Origin of the sequence: Pseudomonas sp. BF-R-26 (genome assembly GCF_019947395.1) — a bacterium.
GTDB lineage: Bacteria > Pseudomonadota > Gammaproteobacteria > Pseudomonadales > Pseudomonadaceae > Aquipseudomonas > Aquipseudomonas farris.
The window spans coordinates 42135-59503 of the sequence record NZ_JAGYGK010000022.1 but is presented as its reverse complement, the minus strand read 5'-3'; the positions used below and the strand labels follow the sequence as shown (position 1 = coordinate 59503).

Annotated in this window: 15 protein-coding genes and 1 pseudogene; 13 read left to right on the top strand and 3 right to left on the bottom strand. The window is 56.1% G+C overall.

Features of this window, described 5'->3' with window-relative positions:
* Window position 1: 1 nt before the first annotated feature.
* Both glcF and KGB18_RS27145 read left to right on the top strand, forming a co-directional pair.
* Window positions 2–1219 carry a glycolate oxidase subunit GlcF gene (gene glcF, locus KGB18_RS27150; protein ID WP_223570788.1) on the top strand — a complete coding sequence of 406 codons (1218 nt, stop codon included), beginning with the start codon at window positions 2–4 and terminating at the stop codon, window positions 1217–1219.
* A 146-nt stretch (window positions 1220–1365) separates the two neighbouring features.
* Window positions 1366–2757, top strand: coding sequence for a VOC family protein (locus tag KGB18_RS27145; protein WP_223570787.1), 1392 nt, complete (start codon window positions 1366–1368; stop codon window positions 2755–2757).
* 121 nt (window positions 2758–2878) lie between these two features.
* On the opposite strand, the gene KGB18_RS27140 is transcribed toward KGB18_RS27145, so the two are convergent.
* Window positions 2879–3556, bottom strand: a complete 678-nt coding sequence (locus KGB18_RS27140) for a type 1 glutamine amidotransferase domain-containing protein (protein WP_223570786.1) — start codon at window positions 3554–3556, stop codon at window positions 2879–2881.
* Window positions 3557–3659: 103 nt separating this feature from the next.
* Here KGB18_RS27140 and KGB18_RS27135 point away from each other — a divergent pair, with 103 nt between their 5' ends.
* From KGB18_RS27135 to KGB18_RS27085, 11 genes and pseudogenes are all read left to right on the top strand, one after another.
* On the top strand, window positions 3660–3854 hold the full coding sequence (locus tag KGB18_RS27135) for a hypothetical protein (protein WP_148710196.1): 195 nt from the start codon (window positions 3660–3662) through the stop codon (window positions 3852–3854).
* A 105-nt stretch (window positions 3855–3959) separates the two neighbouring features.
* Entirely contained in the window at window positions 3960–4475 is a 516-nt protein-coding gene (locus KGB18_RS27130) for an Hcp family type VI secretion system effector (protein WP_007900657.1), read from the top strand.
* A 131-nt stretch (window positions 4476–4606) separates the two neighbouring features.
* Window positions 4607–6649 (top strand): type VI secretion system tip protein TssI/VgrG, encoded by a 2043-nt coding sequence (tssI, locus tag KGB18_RS27125; RefSeq protein WP_223570785.1) that lies wholly within the window; start codon window positions 4607–4609, stop codon window positions 6647–6649.
* Window positions 6639–7379: a DUF4123 domain-containing protein gene (locus KGB18_RS27120; RefSeq protein ID WP_223570796.1), complete on the top strand. Its 741-nt coding sequence runs from the start codon at window positions 6639–6641 to the stop codon at window positions 7377–7379. Before tssI ends, KGB18_RS27120 begins: the two co-directional genes overlap by 11 nt.
* On the top strand, window positions 7376–12202 hold the full coding sequence (locus KGB18_RS27115) for an RHS repeat-associated core domain-containing protein (RefSeq protein ID WP_223570784.1): 4827 nt from the start codon (window positions 7376–7378) through the stop codon (window positions 12200–12202). Before KGB18_RS27120 ends, KGB18_RS27115 begins: the two co-directional genes overlap by 4 nt.
* 1 nt (window position 12203) lies before the next feature.
* Complete coding sequence (locus tag KGB18_RS27110; protein ID WP_223570783.1) at window positions 12204–12518, top strand: hypothetical protein; 315 nt, start codon at window positions 12204–12206, stop codon at window positions 12516–12518.
* A 212-nt stretch (window positions 12519–12730) separates the two neighbouring features.
* A complete protein-coding gene (locus KGB18_RS30155; RefSeq protein ID WP_411736949.1) occupies window positions 12731–13048 on the top strand; it encodes an Imm50 family immunity protein in 318 nt (105 codons plus the stop codon).
* A 174-nt stretch (window positions 13049–13222) separates the two neighbouring features.
* Window positions 13223–13786, top strand: coding sequence for a hypothetical protein (locus KGB18_RS27100; protein ID WP_223570782.1), 564 nt, complete (start codon window positions 13223–13225; stop codon window positions 13784–13786).
* Window positions 13737–13934 (top strand): annotated as a pseudogene (locus KGB18_RS27095) (DUF6124 family protein); the annotation flags it as partial. The gene KGB18_RS27100 and the pseudogene KGB18_RS27095, both read left to right, overlap by 50 nt.
* Entirely contained in the window at window positions 13931–14197 is a 267-nt protein-coding gene (locus KGB18_RS27090) for a hypothetical protein (RefSeq protein WP_201060086.1), read from the top strand. The pseudogene KGB18_RS27095 and the gene KGB18_RS27090, both read left to right, overlap by 4 nt.
* 299 nt (window positions 14198–14496) lie before the next feature.
* Entirely contained in the window at window positions 14497–16359 is a 1863-nt protein-coding gene (locus KGB18_RS27085; protein WP_201060085.1) for an ATP-binding protein, read from the top strand.
* A 553-nt stretch (window positions 16360–16912) separates the two neighbouring features.
* On the opposite strand, the gene KGB18_RS27080 is transcribed toward KGB18_RS27085, so the two are convergent.
* Window positions 16913–17086: a hypothetical protein gene (locus KGB18_RS27080; RefSeq protein ID WP_176466896.1), complete on the bottom strand. Its 174-nt coding sequence runs from the start codon at window positions 17084–17086 to the stop codon at window positions 16913–16915.
* Between the two features lie 10 nt (window positions 17087–17096).
* Window positions 17097–17339: a hypothetical protein gene (locus tag KGB18_RS27075; RefSeq protein WP_052965204.1), complete on the bottom strand. Its 243-nt coding sequence runs from the start codon at window positions 17337–17339 to the stop codon at window positions 17097–17099.
* Window positions 17340–17369: the final 30 nt, after the last annotated feature.

Sequence of the window (17369 nt, the reverse complement as noted above, 5' to 3'; positions counted from 1 at the left end):
CATGCAAACCAACTTGAGCGAACAGTCCAAACTACTGCCCCGCGCCGAAGAAGCGGACAAGATTCTGCGCACCTGTGTGCATTGCGGGTTCTGCAACGCGACTTGCCCGACCTACCAGCTGCTGGGCGACGAACTGGATGGGCCGCGCGGGCGCATCTACCTGATCAAGCAAGTGCTCGAAGGCGCCCCCGCCACGGCCAAAGCCCAGTTGCACCTGGATCGCTGCCTGACGTGCCGCAACTGCGAAACCACCTGCCCGTCCGGGGTGGATTATCACAACTTGCTGGACATTGGCCGCGCCGTGATCGATCAAGCGGTGCCGCGCCCGGCCAGTCAGCGGCTGTTGCGCCAAGGGTTGCGGGCACTGGCGCCGAATCCGAATCTGTTCAGGACTTTGCTGCAAATCGGCGCCACATTCCGGCCGTTGCTGCCACGGAGTGTTGAGGCGAAGTTGCCCCACGACCTCCCCGCCGCAGGCGAGCGCCCTGCCCCTCGGCATGCTCGCCGGGTGCTGATGCTCGAAGGCTGCGTGCAGCCCGGTCTGTCGCCCAACACCAATGCCGCAACCGCGCGGGTGCTGGATCGGTTGGGGATCAGCGTGATCCCGGCGCCAGACGCCGGCTGCTGTGGCGCACTGGATTATCATCTCGACGCCCAAGCCATGGGCCTGGACCGCGCCCGACGCAACATCGACGCCTGGTGGCCGCACCTGGAAAACGGCGCCGAAGCCATTGTGCAAACCGCGAGCGGCTGCGGCGCATTCATCAAGGATTACGGGCATCTGCTGGAGCGCGATCCGGTCTATGCGGCCAAAGCCCAGCGGGTCAGCGAACTGGCCCTGGACCTGGTGCAAGTGCTGGCCGATGAACCTTTGGAACGGGTTTGCGCCGCCACCGACCAGCGGATCGCCTTCCACTGCCCCTGCACTTTGCAGCACGCACAGAAACTCGGCGGCGCGGTAGAGGCCGTGCTGACCCGGTTGGGCTTCAATCTCACGGCGGTGCCCGACAGTCATTTGTGTTGCGGCTCGGCCGGCACCTATTCGATCACTCAACCGGAACTGGCCCGGCAACTGCGCGACAACAAACTCAACGCCCTGGAAAGCGGCCATCCCGAGGTCATCGCCACCGCCAACATCGGCTGTCAGAGCCACCTCAACAGCGCCGGACGAACGCCGGTCAGGCACTGGATCGAACTGGTGGACCAAGTGCTGCGATAACCGAATAGCCTACGTTGCAAGAACAGCCTGCATCGCAAGAACAGTCCTTGGCAGAATGAAGTTCGTCAGAAACTTCGTTTGTCGGCGCCGCCGAAGGCTGCGATCTTTTCCGGCATCCGATACGTCACTGCGCCAGGAAACTTTTCATGAGCCATCCGAACTTCGTCAGCCCTGACCTGATCCGCCAACGCTTCTCCAAAGCGATGTCCGACATGTACCGCGAAGAAGTGCCGCTGTACGGCGCGCTGATGGAACTGGTGGAACAGACCAACCGCCACGTGCTGGACAGCGATCCGCAGATCGCCCGACAGCTGCACAGCACCGGCGAAATCCAGCGACTGGATCTGGAACGCCATGGTGCGATCCGCGTCGGCACCGCCGCTGAACTAGCGACCCTCGCCCGCCTGTTTGCGGTGATGGGCATGCAACCGGTGGGCTATTACGACCTGACCCCGGCCGGCGTGCCGGTGCATTCCACCGCGTTCCGTGCCGTGCATGAGGCGGCGTTGCAGGTCAGCCCGTTCCGGGTGTTCACCTCGCTGCTGCGCCTGGAACTGATCGAAGACACCGAACTGCGGGCCTTTGCCCAGTCGGTGCTGGACACGCGCTCGATCTTCACCCCGGCGGCATTGGCCCTTATTGAGCGCGCTGAAACCCAGGGCGGCCTGACTGAATACGAGACGCAGGACTTTGTCGCACAAGCACTGGAAACCTTCCGCTGGCACCACAGCGCCACCGTCACCGCCGCGCAATACCAGCAGCTCAGTGCCCAGCATCGACTGATCGCCGACGTGGTGGCGTTCAAAGGCCCACACATTAACCACCTGACGCCACGCACCCTGGACATCGACATTGTGCAGGCACAAATGCCCGCCCATGGCATCACCCCCAAAGCGGTGATCGAAGGCCCGCCCCGCCGCCAATGCCCGATCCTGCTGCGCCAAACCAGCTTCAAGGCGCTGGACGAGCCGATTGCGTTTACCGATCAAGCCGAAACCCGCGGCAGCCATAGCGCCCGCTTCGGTGAAATCGAGCAACGCGGTGCGGCGCTCACCCCCAAAGGCCGGGCGCTTTACGACCGCTTGCTCAACGCTGCCCGGGATGAACTGAAGGACTTCCCCAATGAAGCCAACGCCGCACGCTACAACACGCTAATGACGCAGCACTTCGGCGAATTCCCTGACACCGTCGAGGACATGCGCCAACAGGAACTGGCGTACTTTCGCTACTTCGTAACGGAAAAAGGCTTGGCGGCGGATGAATTGAAAGGCGCGTCGCTGGAAGATTTGCTCAAAGGCGGCTATGTGCGGGTTGAACCGCTGGTGTACGAAGACTTTTTGCCAGTCAGTGCGGCGGGGATTTTTCAGTCGAACCTGGGGGATGCGGCGCAAACCCACTATGGCGTGCATTCGAACCAGCAAGCGTTCGAAAAGGCCTTGGGAAGATCGACGATTGATGAGTTAGGGCTGTATGCCGAGACGCAGCGGCGGTCGATTGATGAGTGTTTGGCAGCACTGGGCTTGAACGTTTCCAAATAAGCGTTATGGCTGCAAAAAAGATCGCAGGCTTCGCCAGCTCCTACGGGGATTAGGTACACCCGCTGCATCGCGGTTGCACACGGTCGATGTAGGAGCTGCCGCAGGCTGCGATCTTTTGATCTTATTGCAGCTTCGCCAACAAAGCCTTGGCGGTCGCTTCCGACGAGGCCGGGTTCTGGCCGGTCAGCAACAGACCATCCGCAATCACGTAACTCGCCCAGTCATCGGCCTTGGAGAAAAGACCACCGTTGGCCTTGAGCATGTCCTCGACCAAAAACGGCACCACATCCGTCAGCTGCACAGCGGCTTCTTCGGAGTTGGTGAAGCCCGTCACGCGCTTGCCTTTGACCAATGGCTGGCCGTCCGCATTCTTGACGTGGCGCAACACCCCCGGCGCATGACAGACCGCCGCCACCGGTTTGCCCGCCGTGTAAAACGACTCGATCAGCGCAATTGAAAAGGGATCTTCAGCCAGATCCCACAACGGGCCATGCCCGCCTGGATAGAAAACAGCGTCATAGTCTTCGGCCCTCACGGTATTCAGCACCCCGGTAGACGCCAATGCGGACTGGGCAGCGGAATCCTTGTGAAAGCGATCGGTGGCCGCAGTCTGCGCGTCTGGCTCATCACTTTTAGGGTCCAGCGGTGGCTGGCCGCCCTTGGGTGAAACCAGGGTCAGCTGCGCGCCAGCGTCCTTGAACGTGTAATACGGTGCGGCGAATTCTTCGAGCCAAAAGCCGGTTTTCTTACCGGTGTTACCCAATTGATCGTGGGACGTTAAAACCATCAGGATTTTCATGTCGCTCTCCAGTCGATTTCAGGGTTATTCAGTGATCTCGGCGCTGGGTTTGACCATCGGACAGCGCTGTTCGTTGCGCCCATTGTCGGGGGGGTGACGGCTCATGGCCTTGATGCGCAAGAAGTTGCGCAACTATTTCGATGAAAAGCCCCCCAGCGACGCTGGACGCCAAGTTAATCAAGCCCTCCAGCCCAGTGCGCAAGAAGTTGCGCAGTGCTGCGCAACTTCTTGCGCACCTTTTCAGCTGATCCTTGCCGAAAATCCTTTCGGCGCTGGACAAATCGCCTCAACCACCTGATTTATATAGCTTTAATAATTTATGGCACGGACCTTGATAACAGTCAGGCACCCACCGGGCGATACCGCCTCCCGGGCACCCTAACTTTTAGCAAGGAGCACATCCATGGCTACACCAGCGTACATGTCCGTTACCGGCGAGAAACAAGGCCTGATCACTGCCGGCGCGTTCACCGCCGACTCCGTTGGCAACACCTACCAGGAAGGTCACGAAGACCAGGTCATGGTTCAGGCTTTCAGCCACGACGTGATCATCCCGCGTGACCCACAGTCCGGACAACCGACCGGTCAGCGTGTACACAAGCCAGTCGTGATCACCAAGGTCTACGACAAGTCTTCGCCACTGCTGCAAGCGGCATTGACCTCCGGCGAGCGCATGAGCGAAATCGTTATCCAGTGGTACCGCACCTCGGCTCAAGGCACCCAAGAGCACTACTACACCACCAAACTGGAAGACGCGATCATCGTCGCCATCAACAACAAAATGCACAACTGCCAGGATCCGTCGAACTCGCACTTCACTCACCTGGAAGAAGTGCAATTCACCTACCGCAAAATCACCTGGACCCACGAAGTATCCGGTACTTCGGGTTCCGATGACTGGCGCGTTCCGGTCGCCTGATCCAGGCCGACCGTTTCAAGCATCGGCCAGCTCTGCTGGTCGATGTTGTTTACGTCCTTCCAGAATTTTGCGTCCGTTGACCCGGCTTCCGGGTGTCAACGAACGCCGCAGCACTGTACGAGGAACAAGGGATGTTCGCGCCGGCCAATCAGACTCACTTTGCCCTGACTATCGAAGGTCTGGAAAACGATCTCCAGGTCCTTTCCCTGCAAGGTCGGGAAGCCATCAGCCAGCCTTTTGTGTTTGAGGTGGAGCTGGTCAGTGAACAGCCGTCCCTGGACCTCGAGACCCTGCTGCACAAACCAGCCTTTTTGCAGCTCTCGCCAGACGGCAGCGGCATCCATGGCCAGATCTATCGTGCCGCCCAAGGCGATTCCGGCAAACGCCTGACCCGCTACGCCGTGACCCTGCGCCCGCAGCTGTCCTACCTGGCGCACCGCATCAACCAACGCATCTTCCAGAACCTCACCGTGCCGAAAATCGTCGGCATGGTCCTCGAAGAGCACGGCATCCAGAGCAATGCCTACGAATTCAAAGTCGGGGCGATTTATCCCGAGCGCATTTACTGCGTTCAGTACAATGAATCGGACCTGCAGTTTATCCAGCGCCTGTGCGAGGAAGAAGGTATCCACTACCACTTCCAGCACAGCGCCACGGCCCACAAGCTGGTGTTCGGCGATGACCAGACGGTGTTCCCGAAACTCGCGCCCGTGGCCTACCAGCAAGACTCCGGCATGGTCGCCAACGACCCGGCGATCAAGCGCTTCGACCTGCGCCTGGAAACCCGCACCAGCCGCACCACCCGCCGCGACTACGACTTCGAAAAACCGCGCCTGACCCTGGAAAGCGAAAACCGTGGCGACGCCCTGCCCGACCTCGAAGACTACGACTACCCCGGCCGCTTCATCGACCGCGAACGCGGCAAGCACCTGGCCAAACGCGCCCTCGAGCGTCACCGCAGCGACTTCCAGCTTGCCGAAGGCAAAAGCGATCAGCCGTTGCTGGTCAGCGGCCACTTCCTGGCCCTGACCCAGCACCCGAAAACCAAATGGAACGACCTGTGGCTGCTGACCGAAATCCTCCACGAAGGCAAACAGCCGCAAGTGCTGGAAGAGTCGGTCACCAGCAACACGACCCAGCTCAAGGACGATTTCCATCAGGGCTACCGCAACCGCTTCCAGGCCACCCCGTGGGACGTACCGAACCGCCCGCCGCTGAACCACCCCAAACCACGGATCCTCGGCAGCCAGAGCGCCGTGGTCACCGGGCCGAAAGGTGAAGAGATCCACTGCGACCAGTACGGCCGCGTCAAAGTGCAATTCCACTGGGACCGCATCGGTGCGGCCGACGACAAAACCAGCTGCTGGCTGCGCGTCTCCTCCGCCTGGGCCGGCGCCCACTATGGCGGCATCGCCATTCCGCGGATCGGCATGGAAGTGCTGGTCAGTTTCCTTGAAGGCGATCCCGACCAACCGCTGATCAGCGGCTGCCTGTACCACAAGGAAAACGTCGTCCCGTACGCCCTGCCGGCAAACAAGACCCGCAGCACCTTCAAAACCCTGAGCTCTCCGGGCGGCGGCGGTTTCAACGAACTGCGCATCGAAGACAAAAAGGGCCAGGAACAGATCTTCCTGCACGCCCAGCGCGACTGGGACGAAAACGTCGAACACGACCAGAAAATCCGCGTCGGCAACGAACGCCACGACACCGTCGAACAAAACAGTTACAGCGAATTCAAGGCCGAAGAACACCACACTGTCTACGCCGACCGCAAAGTCGAAACCCGCGCCAACGACCACCTGACCGTGGGCGTCAACCAGCACATCAAGATCGGCACCGGCCAATTCATCGAAGCCGGCCAGGAAATCCACCTGAGCAGCGGCATGAAAGTCGTGCTCGAAGCCGGCAGCGAACTCACCCTCAAGGGCGGCGGCAGCTTCATCAAGATCGACGCCAGCGGCGTGACGCTGAGCGGGCCGGTGATCAACATGAACTCCGGAGGGAGTCCGGGCAGCGGGACCGGTGCGGCACCGTTGATGCCTGGGGCGTTGAAGCAGGCTGATGCAGATAAAGCAGGTGCGGTGCTGACCCCGGCCCAAGTCAACACCCTCAAACGCAACGCGCCATTCTGTGAAGAGTGCGAAAAATGCAAGGCAGGTGCTTGTGCGATCTGATCTTTTGACCCCTCAAGCGTGGTTGGCTGAACGGCCGTTGCAAACGGGCGAGCGTTTGTACTTGATCGTTAGCACGGCCAGCGATGCCGAAGCGCTCAAGTCGCTTTACCAAAATGAACCGACAACCCAGGCGATCCCGATCTGGGGCGGTACACCCTATGCGGCTTGGCAGCCAGTGATGCCCTACCTCACCGAGTTGAAACCCAACTCAAGCTTCCTGCCATGGATAGCCGAAACCGACGCCCTCGATTGGGGGTGGCTGGCCGTTTCCAGCAGCGAACCGAACGTGGTGTTCGAACATCTACGTAGCCTCACTCAGGTTCGGATGCCGGATGGGACAAAAGTGTTTTTCCGGTTCTGGGATGGGCGGCATATCTACCCGATTCTGGCAGGACTCGGCGATGCCGCCGGTGAAGTGTTGCCGGTGTTTGATCGGTATCTGATCAATGGAAAGAGCCTGAAAGTAGGGCCACGCGCGGTGCCACCGGCGAAGGACTGGCCGTGGTGGGAGGTGCCGCAGAAGCTGCTTGATGAGCTGAACGAGAAAAACCCTGTGACCATCATCGACAACTTGATGAAGTGGCTGGGCGACGACTGCCCGGAACTGTTCTTCGCCTTCCCAGAAAGTAACTTGCGCCACAAGGTCGAGCGCTTCGTCCGCCAACAACCCAATACAGAAGATTTGGCAGAGCGTCTTGCTGCTCAGCTGACAAAGGAAGTCACGTCATGAATACCCCGATTGGTACCTTGGTCCTGCGCGTACTGGACGCCAAAACCCCTGACGTGAACCTGATTCTCAAAGACTTCAAAAATTGCCTGAGCGATTACAAGGAGTGGGCGGACGGTTTCCTGACTGGTTGGGCACTGGATGTCGACCAGACCTTCAAAGTCGGAAATGAAGTCAGCGTGACCAAACGCAAGACCAAAACCGGCAAGGTCGAGACTTACGCGACCTGCCCTCTGGCGGGCGACTTCACGCTGATCCACATGTTCGAGTCGGCGCGCTTCGTACCGATCGGCAATACGCCAGTGAAACTGGAACCCGTCACCAAAGGCACTTTCTACGACGACGTCACCGGACCTGTTATTGAAACAACGATCGGCCCGAGCGGCATTAAGGTGATCGACGGCTGCAAGAAAGGCCAGATGTACCGCATCACCTTTTTCCCGAACGTATCCCAAAGTAATGTCAAAGCGATGTACGACTCCTACCAGGGTGTGATCGGCAATCTAAACGGCTGGTTGCAAAGTGAATGGTCGAGCAAGTTCCAACCACAGTGGGCCAGCTACTCGGCTACGGACCGCGCGGGTCGGTCTGTCATTCTGTTGAAACGAGCGATGGATGGTCTGGAGAAGGCGTTACTCAGGCTGTGGGATGACATCAAAAGCCTGTTCGAACTGCTTGCACATCCAAAGGAAAACCTCGAAAAGCTCCGCAAGTACCTGTCGGATGTCGAAATCGACAAGCTCTATGCTGCGTCCAAGGAATCCATTGCGTCGGGTCTGTTGATCCTCAGTGACGAACCATTGATGTTCATTTACGTCTCGGCGATCGTGGCGTGGGTCGGCATGCTGCCACCACAAGTCATCGTCGACGTGGTGACGGCCATTGCGTCGGAATTCCTGATCAACGTGGTGCTGGGTATTTGCCTCACTGGCGGTGCCGGAATCGCGGTGCGGGTGGGGACCAAAACCCTGTCCACGGTCAAATCCGGTACGGCGCTCAAGTACCTTGAAGAGCTGGCCGCAAAACTGATGTCCCTGAGCGGCAAGCACAGTCTGCCAGCGCACGCCGAAGTGTCGAAGCCGTTGATTGCCAGTGCCAATAACGTGCCGATGAAGCCGGCCAAAACAGCGGCGATCAAAATCGACGAGGCCGCCGCCAACGGTTCTAAAAGTCAGGTACCGAAAACTACGGATACACCGAAACAGGAAGTGAAAGACGCTTCTTCGTTTCCGCGTGGCAAGAAAGAAAAACAGACCACCCTCGTACCAAAGGAAAAGGTCGACGACGCTTCTACTCAGTCGAAAACGCCTGACGACAAAAGCGCCGCCTGCGCCAAGAAAACCTGCACCAATGGTTGCCCGGTATCGATGGTCACTGGCGAAGAGTTGCTGACCCTGACCGACGGCGAACTTGGCGGTTTGCTACCTTTCAGCTGGACGCGCCTCTATCGCACCAGCGCCGCAGAAATCGATTGCGGCCTCGGCTACGGCTGGAGTCACGCCCTCGCGCAACGTGTCGACATCAATGACGACGAGGTGATCTGGACCGATCACGAAAACCGCGTCACCACGTTCCCGCTGCCAAGTATGCAGCGCCCGGCGATCACCAACAGCCTGTCGGAAGCGGCGATTTTCATCGGTGACGATCCGTCCGAACTGATCCTCACCCAAGCAGGCGAACGCAAGCAGTTCTACCACTTCCGCTACAACAGCAAAGGCGCGACGCTGATCGCCATCAGCGACAATTACGACAACCGCCTGCACATCACTCGTGACATTCACGGACGAATCAAACGTGTCGATAACGGTGCCGGTCGCGCCCTCCTCGTGCGGTACGACCGCAAACACATCGTCGCCATCGACTATCAACAGTTCAGCCCGGCGGACAACCTGGAACATGCCTGGAGCACTGTTCAGAATCTGGTCACCTACGGCTACGACGCCCAGCACCGCCTGATCGAAGCCAAAAACGCCGCCGGTGAAGCCGAGCATTACGCCTACAACGAACAGAACGTCATCCTCGAACGCAAACTGGCCGGTGGCGCCAGTTTCTACTGGGAATGGGAAAAAGAAGGCAAGTCGGCACGCTGCATCCATCACTGGGCAAGCTTCTCGCAGATGGACGCCCACTACGCCTGGGATGACAAGGGCAGCGTCACGGTTACTAACTCCGACGGCAGCGAAGAGGTCTACACCCATGACGATCAGGCTCGGCTGGTCGCCAAGGTCGATCCGGACGGTGCCGAACACCTCAAGGCCTACGATGACAAGGGTCGCTTGGTTGCCGAACAGGATCCTCTCGGCGCAGTCACCGAATACCAGTACAACGATGCTGGCCGACTGGTTGCGGTGATTCCATCGGAAGATGCACCGACCAATTACGAGTACTACAACGGGTTCATCCGGGTGGTGAACCGTGGGCCGGCGAGCTGGACATACTGGCGCAACGATCAGGGCGACATCACCGAACAAATCGACCCGGATGGCAACTCAACTCATTACAGCTACGACCAGCAAGGCCGTCTGTTGGAAATCCGTCACCCTGATGGCAGCCGCCATCAATTGGGCTGGAACAACCTCGGCCAGTTGCTAGAAGAACGCCTGCCCAACGGTGGTCAACGCAAATACCGCTACGACGCGCTGGGCCGGCAGATCACCCGTCAGGACGAAAGCGGCGCCATTACCCAATACCAATGGGATGCCGCCAACCGCCTCGCGAAAATCACCCTACCCATCGGCGCGACACGTGTATTCACCTATAACCCATACGGTCGCGTCACCGCTGAGCGTGATGAATTGGGCCGCGTTACCCGCTACGAATACGCCGATGGCCTGCACTTGCTCAGCCGCCGCATCAATCCAGATGGCAGCCAACTGCACTACCGCTACGACAACTCGCGCCTATTGCTCAGCGACATCGAAAACGAACGTGGCGAGCACTACCACCTCGATTACTACCCGAACGGCCTGATCCAGCAGGAAACCGGCTTCGACGGTCGCCGTACCGCCTACGAGTACGACCTTAACGGCCAACTGCTGAAGAAAACCGAATTCGGCGACGACGGTAGCGAGCTGATCACCGAATACCAACGCGACGCCGCAGGCCGCTTGCTGGTGAGAACCCTGGCCGATGGCGGGGAAATTCACTACAGCTACGACGCCCTCGGCCGCCTCGTAAACGTCGACGACGGCCATTGGCCCCTCGCCTACGAATACGACCTGCAAGATCGCCTGATCACCGAACACCAGGGCTGGGGCACCTTGCGTTACGAGTACGACAACCTCGGCCAACTCAGCCACTGCCGCCTCCCCGACGGCAGCAAACTCGACTACCGCCACCAACCCGGCGGCCGTCTGAGCAGCATCGACCTCAATGGCTCGCGTCTGACCACGCACCAGTTCAACGCCGGTCGCGAACAGCAGCGCCAGCAAGGCATGCTGCTCAGCCAATACCAGTATGACGAACAAGGCCGACTGCAAGCCCACACCGTCAGCCAACAGGAACGCAACCTGTTCCATCGCCGCTACGCCTACGATGCCAACGGCAACCTTGCCGGCATCGACGACAGCCGCAAAGGCAACCGCAGCTATCACTACGATCCGCTTGACCGCCTGATCAACGTCCGTGGCACCACCCCGGAAAGCTTCGCCCACGACCCGGCGGGCAACTTGCTTGGCCAAGGCGACCAGCCAACCGCGAACCTGGCTAACGTCAAAGGCAACCGCCTGCTCATGCAGGGCGACCGCCACTATGACTACGACGCCCACGGCAACCTGATCCGCGAACGTCGCGGCGCCGGGCAGAAACTCGTCACCGAGTATCGCTACGACTGCCAACATCGCCTGATCGGTGTCAGCCTGCCGGGTGGCAGCATCGCAAGCTACCAGTACGACGCCTTCGGCCGTCGCATCGCCAAAACCGTCGATGGCCACACCACCGAATTCCTGTGGCAAGGCGAACGTCTCATCGCCGAGAGCGGCGACAACCGATATCGCAGCTACATCTACGAACCCGGCAGCTTCCGCCCGCTGGCCATGCTCGATGGCGAAGGCCCAATCAAAGCCGAACCGTTCTACTACCAACTCGACCACCTCGGCACGCCGCAAGAACTCACTGACTACAGCGGCGAGATTATGTGGTCAGCCAAGTACCGCGCCTACGGCAACCTCGCAACCCTCGACGTTGCAGAAATCGACAACCCTCTACGTTTCCAGGGTCAGTACTTCGATGCCGAGACAGGCTTACATTACAACCGGCATCGCTACTACAATCCGGGCACTGGACGGTTTCTGACACCGGATCCGATCAAGCTTTCGGGTGGGTTGAACAACTACCAGTACGTACCCAACCCCACGGGGTGGGTGGATCCATTGGGGTTGAATACTTGTCCAGGGGGGGATGCGTGTAAACCAGATACCGGTGTTGAAAATCCAGCAACGAAGGCAAAAGTTGATGCACGAGAACCCAGCCCACCAGCTCCATCTACGCCAAAACTTTCAAAGAATGCTGAGCGACTGCGGACGGGCGGTAAAAATACGACAGTAAACGTCAAAACAAAACGCGAGGCAGATCTGCTACTTAACGAAGCCTTCCCAGGGTATCAAAAGGTACGCGGGGTAGGATCCCAAGATGCGGTCGGAGAACGGAAAAAGTTTAAACTGGAGCGTTTTAAAAAGGGGCGCGCATATCATAAGGACTATGCAATTGACCCGAAAACAGGGAGAGTCCGGGGGCACGGGCTTGAAGATGCTCATGGAGAGCACCCACATATCAATGTAAAAAGAGACGACGGCACAAAAGTTGTCATCAATATCACCGGAGAGTGACATGAATACGGATGAAAAAATCATCAGTTGGATAGAGGCCGGCAAACAGGTGGGGTGCCGAGGAAAGCTAGATACTGAAAATGACGTCCTTTGGCTTTCGATTGCAATACAAAAGCATGAAGAAAAATATAAAACATACTCAAGCGAAATCTATGACTCAAAAATAGCCATGGAAGAGTATTTAAAGGAAGAAACCAAGAATTTTTTGACTCCACAAGAAGCTCTAGATCATCTGCGATCGGAATCTAGACTTGAGGTTAGTGAGCTAGCTCCGTGCAAAGGCCAGACGATCTTCAATCCAAAATTTTCTTACTAAAAAAAACAACAAAAATAGCCATAAATATAAAGGGGACAGATTTATTTTCTGCGCACTCATGAAAATAAATCTGAGAATCATCTGGCCGGCCTCCCCACCTCAAAAGTGTGGCCAATCATTACGTGCTTGAGCAAGCTAAAATGTGGACATCATCAATATCTAATAAAAAATAGTGGACTTCTATTTTTGGAGAAGACTACTCCCCTACCAGCATGCGCACTTCCTATGTCATGCTGGACGGAAACTCTATATGTTTAAAACTATGCAGCCAAGTAGAACGAGCAGTCGCCCCTAAGAAATGGCTGGAAAAAGATTATAACGAGTACGAATTCCAGCTTTACATAATAAATGTAGAAAATTTCAACGTAGAAAATTTCAATTTCAGCGGCCCCACTACTATAACCGTTACTCAAGATGGCTCAAACTACAAAGTCACACTTAGGTTTGGAAATTCATGTACAGCCACATGTAATGCAAAAAACATTACCATAGCAAATATTAAGGCATACCATAACTATGGTGCAGTGTAGCAAAATAACATCCAAATCAGCTCACACCAAGAGAACCGCCTAAAAAATTAACAAAACTCACCTCAACACTTAAAAGCAAGAATATAAAGAAAGAGGACAGATTTATTTTCATGGCATGGAAATAAATCTGTCCTCTTTTGGCTAGAAGCGACTTGAATCCAGTAGGTACTACATATGGAGTTAAAAAGCTTGTTTCCGACCCTCCACATTGGTCAACCGATGGACATTAAACATACACTTTTCATCATTCTGACTATTTTTTCAGGGTCAGCACTTGCCCAAGACACTGGATTTGGATTCGTCAAAAACAATCCAGACGGGCAAACTTATTTATATACAACCCAGAATATTTCAAGCAACGAAGTCATTTCAGTCCAACTCCCTCAGGATGGAACCGTTGCTTGCTGCAAGTTAACAAATACAACTGGGGGAAAACAGCAGCAGGGCGATGCAATGGACCTGCTCAACGAATCCGACATGCACATCTATGGGCTCGACATTCATTACACAGCGCCTTTCATCGGCATAGCTGTAGTTGGTAAAAATGCAACCGAAAACGGCGTCTCAGCCGTTGAGGTCAAGGACCAAGCTACAACTATCAGCACCTGCTTGAGTCAAGAAGGCGTTCATCTCTTCTCGAGAAAAAATGGGAGTTTGAACGGTCACTTGTATTTGAGCCTAGGTTACGATAAGCCACGCCTGCGAAACTCTCGCCTCGCTCAACGTGCTGACCACTGACTTTGCCTGCGAACTCGAAGGTTCGCACCGCAGCCTGGCGTTATCGATTCAGCAATTGGCCGTGCTGGGTGAATTGTTGGTAAACCGGGCGCTGGACAATCTCGATCCACCCGGTGGGGCGCCCTATGCTCAGGAGGTGCAGCCATGACTCGATACATGCCGATTACCGGCATCGACTGCACGATCCCTTCCCTGCTGATCGACACCGAAGCGCCTGTCGATGTGTTGCATGACACGGCGGCGTATCGCATTCGCAGCGTCACTCAACTGCTGGAATCGCTGTCTCTGGGCGAAGCCCTGGGGGGTGATGCTGCGCTGTTGCAAGAGTTTGCGCGGGTGTTGGCCATCCCGTTGCGTGATGGCTGCGATCTGCTGGATGTGGTCGGGCGGCGGTTGCGAGCGCAGCTTTAAATCAACAATAAAAATGGGCGACCCAAGGTAGGGTCGCCCATTTTTATATCCGCAACTTTTAAACACCACCTCCCAGACTTATGCACGCAGCACTTCGCAAGTGTTTGTTAAAAACTGTCTTTAAACTTCTGATCAATCCAAAAAATCGACTCAACATCGTGGGTACAAAAAACCCAAAAAACTGGCTCTTTGGTCAACTAACACCTCACCGCCTCACCTGGAAACAGCGAAAAACAAAACCATGGTTTTCAACCAACCTTCAAACTATACTTCCGCGCGCAGTATGGAGGCTGTGATAAATGTTCAAACTCAGGCGGAAAACATGGGCTTTACTCTTGGTCTACATCGTAGGTGTAAGTGGCTATATCTACTACCTCTACGTCGAGACTCAAGGAGTCCTCACTGAAAACATTAATAACAAATTGCTGCATGCTGCGTTGGGCGCTTCGGCCATCCTCGGCGACCGCTACCATGACAATCTGATCGACAAACAGTCCAAATCGGAGACAGAAGACTGGAATTCCATTCAGCGGCTCTCCAGGTTCAACGAGTCCATGGGCACCGCCTTTGTCTATAGCGTAGTCAAACGCGCGGGTGAAGCTTATCTGGTCAGTTCCAGCGCATCGAAAAAAGAAATTCAAGAGCAGAATTTCGTACGTTTTTTCGATCCCTATCCGGATGCCAGTCAGGCTTTGCTCGACAGTTTCGAGCGCACCGAACCCACCTGGATCGACTACTCGGATCACTGGGGAGACTTTCGCGCCGTCTTCGTCCCAATGAAATCGCAGGACGGTACGATTTATGTTACTGGCGCGGAGATTACGTTGGCGGACTACTACCACCAACTTAATCAGGACTCCCTGCACCATATCATCCTGGCCATTCTGGTATTTCTCGCCCTCAGCCTTTTACGCATGCGTGCTCATCTCCAGCAATTGAAAATAAACGAACAGGTATTGAATCAGGCAAAAAATGCCGCCGAGGACGCTGATCGTTCAAAAACCAGATTTTTGGCCACCATGAGTCATGAAATCCGTACGCCCATGTACGGTGTTATCGGCGCGACCGAGTTGCTGGCGAGGTCCGCCCTGAACCCCGAGCAAAGCAGTCTGCTAAGAACGATTAATACAAGTGGACGAGCCCTGCTGTCTCTTATCGACAACATTCTCGACCTTGCAAAAATCGAAGCGGGCAAACTTGAATTGAAACCTCGTGTTTTCGAAGTGAGAGCATTGGTTTTATCCAGTATTGAAATGATCCGACAAAACATTCAGGACAAGCCAATAGCACTTGAGGTCCAAGTCTCACCGGACGTACCTTCCCTGGTCAAAACCGATACCGATTGCCTTCGCCAGATATTGCTCAACTTGTTGGGCAATGCGGTCAAATTCACCGAAGCCGGAACGGTATCGCTCATGGTCACGACTAGCGGTTACGGCCCTCAAGCCCGACTCGACTTCTCTATACGCGATACCGGCATAGGTATCCCCGCGGAACGGCAAAACAGCCTATTCAAGCCCTTTACTCAGTTCAAAGGGCCGGCCAGTCAACGCTTTACCGGGAGTGGGCTAGGTCTTTCAATCTGCAAAAATCTGGTCGAGGCGCAGCATGGGACTTTATCTTTCACCAGTCAGCCTGGCGTCGGATCGACGTTCTCCTTCTCACTCCCCATGGAGCTTTTTTCAGTCTCGGAAATACCCATCGGGGACGATCATGCAGTGGTGGGTTTCGACTCATCTTTTGCCGGGGACTACCCGCTCGATATCCTGCTGGTGGAAAACCATCCAGTGAGTCAGAAAGTTGCCATGGCGATGCTACAGGAGTTGGGCTATACACCCGACCTTGCGTCAGATGGCCTGGAGGCGGTCAATCAGTGTATGACTTCGACTCCAGATATCATCTTTATGGATATCAACATGCCTGTTATGGATGGGCTAGCGGCCATTCGTGAAATCCGCAAACTACCATTGGGCGATACTTGCTACATCGTTGCTTTCACCGCGAGCGCTTTTTCGAGCGAGATAGAGCGTTTCAGGGCCGCGGGTGCCAATGACGTTTTAACCAAACCGGCGAACTTTATGGCCTTGACCCGAGTGCTTCAGCGTGCGGCCAACTACCGGCAGCAACTCCAGGCCAGCACTCCGGTAGTGGATGCAATTTAAGGGCACATTCGCAGCGTGACTCAACGGTTGGAAACGCGTTCCCTGGGCGAGGCGCTTGGCGATGACGCTGCGTTGTAGCAGGCATTTGCGCGGGCGGCGGTTGCGGACGCAGCTTTAAATCACCCAATAAAAATGGGCGACTTCAAGGTCGCCCATTTTTTATGTCCGAAACTTTTAAACATTGCGTTCCAGAGGAGGTGTTCGCCCAGTGTAATGGCCTGGCAATCCATGCACCGGTAAAGAGCCCTGACACCGGGCGAACGGGAAGGATTTTAATAGAATTTGGCCGATATGTCCTCGTGTATAAACATGAAATTTCTGCACGTAATATTTCGTAAGGCTTTGCTTACAAAGCGTCTACAAACTTCCAAAACTCACCAGTCCGACCATTAAAACTGATTGTTCTTATACAACTATCAGCACAAGAACAATCAATATGTACAAGTAATGATCAACTTGCGGGATGGCGGGTCACTTTCGACCTATCGGTATCGATCACCACAACGCTCTGTTCTACGTTCAGATCTTTCATTTTCGCCTGCATAGACGCTACTCAGGGAGTGTTCGCAGTTTCTTGCGCGGTGGATTCGCCGCTGTCTGTGCCCTTGCCGCTTTCCTTGCGCCGGGTCGGGTCGGTGGGGCGCAAGGCGTCGTTGTCGCGCTCGACTTCGCCTGGTGGCCGGGGCTCGTCGGGGTTTTCCGAGGGGGTGGTCGGTTTTGGATTCATGGGGTTTTCCTCAGGCTTCGGGATCGTCGACTTCGTGGGCGACGTTCACGGCGGGCGAGTCTTTGTGGGATTGATCGGCCTTGGTTTTGAGGATCTGCCATTGATCGAGGTCAATGGCGCCCTGCCCCAGCAGATCGTCGGCGATGCGCAGCAATTCGCTGTAATGCGCGTCGGGAGATTGCTGCCAATAGGCCTTGTCGTCGAACAGCCGCTGCCAAGTGGCGAGGGTGGGCGGTTTGAGGTCGTCGCTCATGGCGGGCTCCCGTGAAATGGGCTTCATTAC

Bases quoted from the DNA above. Each gene is read 5' to 3' on its own strand.
- tssI (WP_223570785.1), top strand. From the start codon at position 4,607: ATGTTCGCGCCGGCCAATCAGACTCACTTTGCCCTGACTATCGAAGGT.
- KGB18_RS27130 (WP_007900657.1), top strand. From the start codon at position 3,960: ATGGCTACACCAGCGTACATGTCCGTTACCGGCGAGAAACAAGGCCTG.
- KGB18_RS27080 (WP_176466896.1), bottom strand. From the start codon at position 17,086: ATGAATCCAAAACCGACCACCCCCTCGGAAAACCCCGACGAGCCCCGG.
- KGB18_RS27110 (WP_223570783.1), top strand. From the start codon at position 12,204: ATGAATACGGATGAAAAAATCATCAGTTGGATAGAGGCCGGCAAACAG.
- KGB18_RS27090 (WP_201060086.1), top strand. From the start codon at position 13,931: ATGACTCGATACATGCCGATTACCGGCATCGACTGCACGATCCCTTCC.
- KGB18_RS27085 (WP_201060085.1), top strand. From the start codon at position 14,497: ATGTTCAAACTCAGGCGGAAAACATGGGCTTTACTCTTGGTCTACATC.
- KGB18_RS27075 (WP_052965204.1), bottom strand. From the start codon at position 17,339: ATGAGCGACGACCTCAAACCGCCCACCCTCGCCACTTGGCAGCGGCTG.
- KGB18_RS27100 (WP_223570782.1), top strand. From the start codon at position 13,223: ATGGAGTTAAAAAGCTTGTTTCCGACCCTCCACATTGGTCAACCGATG.
- glcF (WP_223570788.1), top strand. From the start codon at position 2: ATGCAAACCAACTTGAGCGAACAGTCCAAACTACTGCCCCGCGCCGAA.
- KGB18_RS27140 (WP_223570786.1), bottom strand. From the start codon at position 3,556: ATGAAAATCCTGATGGTTTTAACGTCCCACGATCAATTGGGTAACACC.
- KGB18_RS27145 (WP_223570787.1), top strand. From the start codon at position 1,366: ATGAGCCATCCGAACTTCGTCAGCCCTGACCTGATCCGCCAACGCTTC.
- KGB18_RS27135 (WP_148710196.1), top strand. From the start codon at position 3,660: ATGGCCTTGATGCGCAAGAAGTTGCGCAACTATTTCGATGAAAAGCCC.
- KGB18_RS30155 (WP_411736949.1), top strand. From the start codon at position 12,731: ATGCGCACTTCCTATGTCATGCTGGACGGAAACTCTATATGTTTAAAA.
- KGB18_RS27115 (WP_223570784.1), top strand. From the start codon at position 7,376: ATGAATACCCCGATTGGTACCTTGGTCCTGCGCGTACTGGACGCCAAA.